At 69.4% G+C, this 3828-nt stretch carries 4 protein-coding genes; 2 read left to right on the forward strand and 2 right to left on the reverse strand.

What is annotated here, in order from left to right; all coding sequences use genetic code 11:
• Together AC27IQ_RS20140 and AC27IQ_RS20145 are read left to right on the forward strand one after the other, a co-directional pair.
• On the forward strand, positions 1-737 hold a 737-nt coding region (locus tag AC27IQ_RS20140; protein ID WP_487090548.1), incomplete at its 5' end, for a CocE/NonD family hydrolase.
• 196 nt (positions 738-933) lie between these two features.
• Entirely contained in the window at positions 934-2001 is a 1068-nt protein-coding gene (locus AC27IQ_RS20145; protein ID WP_487090549.1) for an adenylate/guanylate cyclase domain-containing protein, read from the forward strand.
• Positions 2002-2330: 329 nt separating this feature from the next.
• Here the strand turns inward: AC27IQ_RS20145 and AC27IQ_RS20150 are convergent, their stop codons facing one another.
• Positions 2331-2765, reverse strand: a complete 435-nt coding sequence (locus tag AC27IQ_RS20150; protein ID WP_487090550.1) for a hypothetical protein — start codon at positions 2763-2765, stop codon at positions 2331-2333.
• Between the two features lie 79 nt (positions 2766-2844).
• Entirely contained in the window at positions 2845-3555 is a 711-nt protein-coding gene (locus AC27IQ_RS20155) for a haloacid dehalogenase type II (RefSeq protein ID WP_487090551.1), read from the reverse strand.
• Positions 3556-3828: the final 273 nt, after the last annotated feature.

The raw sequence follows: 3828 nt of genomic DNA on the forward strand, positions 1-3828 counted from the left end.
CCCTGCCGGGCACCACCCTGGCGCCGTGGTACCTCGCGCCGGGCGGGCTGCTGACCCGGGCCGTGCCGGAGCGCGCGGGTGAGGCGACCTTCCGCTTCGACCCCGCGAACCCGGTGCCCACCATCGGCGGCTCGGTCACCTCCGGGGAGCCCCTGATGGTGGCCGGCGCCTACGACCAGTGCACGCACGGCGGCGTGTTCGGCGCGCGGGCGCCGTTCGGGCCGCTGGCCGGACGGGACGACGTGCTGGTGTTCCAGACGCCGCCGCTCGAGTGCGACGTGGAGCTCACCGGCCCCGTGGTGATCGAGCTGTGGGTTTCGTCCACCGCGCCCGACACCGATTTCACGGCCAAGCTGATCGACCAGTACCCGCCGAGCGAAGACCATCCCGAGGGGTATGCGATGAACCTGACCGACGGCATCCTGCGCTGCCGCTACCGCGACTCGTGGGAGCACCCCGGGCTGATGGTGCCCGGGGAGGCCGTGCAGATCACGATCGAGCCCATGCCCACGTCCAACCTGTTTCGCCGGGGCCACCGGATCCGGCTCGACATTTCGAGCAGCAACTTCCCGCGGTTCGACGTCAATCCCAACACCGGTGCGCCCGAGGGGAGCGCGGGGCCCCGGGTGGTGGCGTTCAACACCGTGCACATGGGGCCGGGGCGCGCGTCCCGCGTGGTGTTGCCGATGCAGGCCGTGGGTGGGACGCCTGCCGCGGGGGCCGGCACGGGCGGATGACGCTGGCCCGGCAGGGGCCGAAGGCGCCGTAGGGGAGAATGGCCGCCCGCCTTGACCATGGCAACGCGGGCCCTCTATGCTTGCCGTGCGAGCGCCTGCCGCGCGGCCGGGCGCCCTCCCGCCCTCCCTGCGAAGAAGGCCGGTGCGTCGCCCGCAGTTCCCAAAGGCCACCCCGAAGAGAAAGCACCGCGCTCCCATGTCCTCTTTCCCCCCTGGCGACGCCCCGGCACCCCCCCTCCCGCACCCGCAGACCTCCGTTCCCCCTTCCTTGCCTCCCGCCGCCGGCCCGCACCTGCAGCCGCGCGAGGTGACGCTGCTCAAGATCGGCCTGCGCGACTTCTCCCAGCTGGCCGCCCAGTTGCCGCCCGACCAGTCCCTGGCCTGGGTGGAGCGCATCCTGGCCTGCCTGCACGGCGTGCTGGCCCGCTACGGCGCCGAGGTGGACCACCTCACCGGCGATGCCGGGGCAGTGGTCTTCGGACTGGCAGCGCCCGCCGAGGCACCGGGCGCCGATCCGGCCAGGAGCGGTGGCCCTGACGACGACGTGCACCGCGCCGCCATGTGCGCCCTGGCCCTGCAGATGGCCACGCGCGATCTCAACGACGCCTTCCTGCAAGACCGCCTGCCGTCCATCTACCTGGGCATCGGCATCGCCTGCGGCCCGGCCCTGGTGGGGGGCTTCGGCGGTGCGCCGGGCGTGCGCCAGTCGCCCGTGCTGCTGGGCGACGTGGTGGTCGAGGCCCAGCAACTGCGCACCTTCGCCCTGCGCGGGCAGGTGCTGGTCAGCGAGGCCGTGTACCAGCGCTGCTGGAGCATGGCCTCGGTGGCCCCGCCCATGCAGGTCTTCGTGAAGGCGCGCGACGAGCCGCTGTCCATGCGCGAACTGGTGGCGGTGCCCAGCCGCAAGCTCAAGGTGCCACGCCAGGAGTTCCGCCGCAGCCACCGCGTGGAGGCGCGCCTGCCGTGCAGCTGGCAACTGGTGCAGGACGGCATGGTCATGCCCCATGCCGTGCCTGGCATCCTGCGCGACATGGGCTACCACGGCGCGCTGCTGGAGCTGAACGGCACCGTGCCGCTGCATGGCGAGCTGCGCCTGGCCTTCGACCTGCCGCTGGTGCACTACCCGGCCCGGGACGTGTACGCCCGCGTGGTCACCCTCAAGCCGGTGGGCGATCAGGTGCTGGCGGGGGTGGAGTTCACTGCCACCAGCGCGGAGTTCGATGCGCGCGTGCGGCGGTTCGTGCAGGGGATGGTCGCGGGTTGAGTATTCGGTAATCCGGAAGAGGCTGCGGCCTGGCAATTCATCCGCCGTCTTTGTCTTGGTCCAAAAAGTGGCCGAAACTCTGCGAAAGAAGATAAGGAACCATGGACCCCGCCACCCACCACCAGCTCGACTGCCAGTAGGCGATGGCCCAGCAGGCCCAGGCAAACCAGATTGTTGCCGTTTGGAGATAGTCGGAGGGTTTCCGTTTGCTCATCGGGTGACCTTAACGCCGTTGAGTCCCCATCTCACATACACCAGGTAAGGAAGGATACGTGCCGTGCCCGCTGGCGTGGCCAGCATGATCGGAACCCGGGCCTGCGCTGCCACGATCAGATTGGTGGGCCGCCCGATGCGCGCCATATAGACACCTGGACCATAGATGCCATGACGGGGGAAAGCGCTGCTCGGATCACTCCGGTGCGTGCTATCCCTGCAGCACCGGCTGTCGTAGTGAAGTGATTCAGGTTCTTGGGCAGAGCGGCGAAGCCATAACCTGCCGTTCCGAGCGTGAGTGCGGTGGTTGGTGCTATTTCGGGTGTCCATAACACCGCGACAGCGCCGGGGACGTGTGCCAATGGAGCCCAAGGGCTTCTGGAGTTCACCGCGATGTCGGCCCAATACTGCGCCGCGTTGTCACCGGCCAGCGTCGAGGCCCGGTACAACTGCTGGAGTTGGAGGATGAACCGGCGCATCGGGCCTGGATCGGATATTTCGACGGGCTTGCTGCAGCCGTCGCGTCGACACATCAACGTTTGTTTGGTCATCCATCCCTCGGCACTGTGGTTATTCGGTGAGCTTACCTGCCGCCGTCCCACGTGCGATGCTGGCGCCTCGCGTGCCGGCTTACGCGCCCAGTCGCTCTGCCAGCCCCACCAGACTCTCCGCATGCCAGTCGTTTCCCGCCTGCGGTGACACGTCCTTTGGCTTGGCCCTCCCGAACTCCCATGGCCGCTCGATGTAGGCCGTCCGCAGCCCGCATTCCCGCGCCGCCGCCAGGTCCTCGTGGTGGGCCGCCACCATCATCACCTGCCCCGGCGCCAAGTCGAACGTGCGGGCCACGCCCAGATACACCGAGGGATCGGGCTTGTACGCGCGGAACACCTCGGCGCTCAGGATGCAGTCCCAGGGCAGGCCGGCCCGCTTGGCCATGTTCGTCAGCATGCCGATGTTGCCGTTGGAGAGCGTGGTGATCGTGTAGCGGCGCTTCAGGCGCTGCAGGCCCTCCACGCTGTCGGGCCAGGGGTCGAGCCGGTGCCACACGCGGTTCAGGTGCTGGCGCTCGGGCTCGGTCAGGTGCTGCAGGCCGAAGCGGGGCAGCAGGCCGTCCAGGATCAGGCGGTGCAGTTCGTCGATGCGGGTCCAACCCAGTTCGCCGCTGCGCACGCGCTGCATGGCGGGCTGGTAGCCCTCGCGCCAGGCCAGCGCGAAGGCGTCGGCGTCCACCTGCGGATAGAGGGCCTGCACCTCGCGCACGATGCTTCGGTGCCAGTCCACCACGGTGCCGAAGATGTCGAAGGCCAGCACGCGCACGCCGTGCCGGGGTTGGTCGTTCATGGGGACTCCTTGGGGGGATGGATGCAAAGAGGATTCGCGGGGCCGCAAGGCCGCTTCCGCCCAAGCATAGCGGCGCGTTCTGCGATGTCCCCCGGCCTGCGGAGCGCGGCGGAGCGTGATATGGTCTTTGAACTGCGGGTTAACCCTGATCTGCTTGCCCGCCAGCCGTTCCTCCATGACCACGCCTTCGATTCCTCCCCCTTGCGCCGACGCCCCGGCGGCCGCTATCTCTCCCACTGCCCCCGCGCGGGACGACCGCACGCTGCTGCGCGC

It is taken from the genome of Acidovorax sp. KPB24-07 (genome assembly GCF_057543315.1).

Bases quoted from the DNA above. Each gene is read 5' to 3' on its own strand.
- AC27IQ_RS20145 (WP_487090549.1), top strand. From the start codon at position 934: ATGTCCTCTTTCCCCCCTGGCGACGCCCCGGCACCCCCCCTCCCGCAC.
- AC27IQ_RS20150 (WP_487090550.1), bottom strand. From the start codon at position 2,765: ATGACCAAACAAACGTTGATGTGTCGACGCGACGGCTGCAGCAAGCCC.
- AC27IQ_RS20155 (WP_487090551.1), bottom strand. From the start codon at position 3,555: ATGAACGACCAACCCCGGCACGGCGTGCGCGTGCTGGCCTTCGACATC.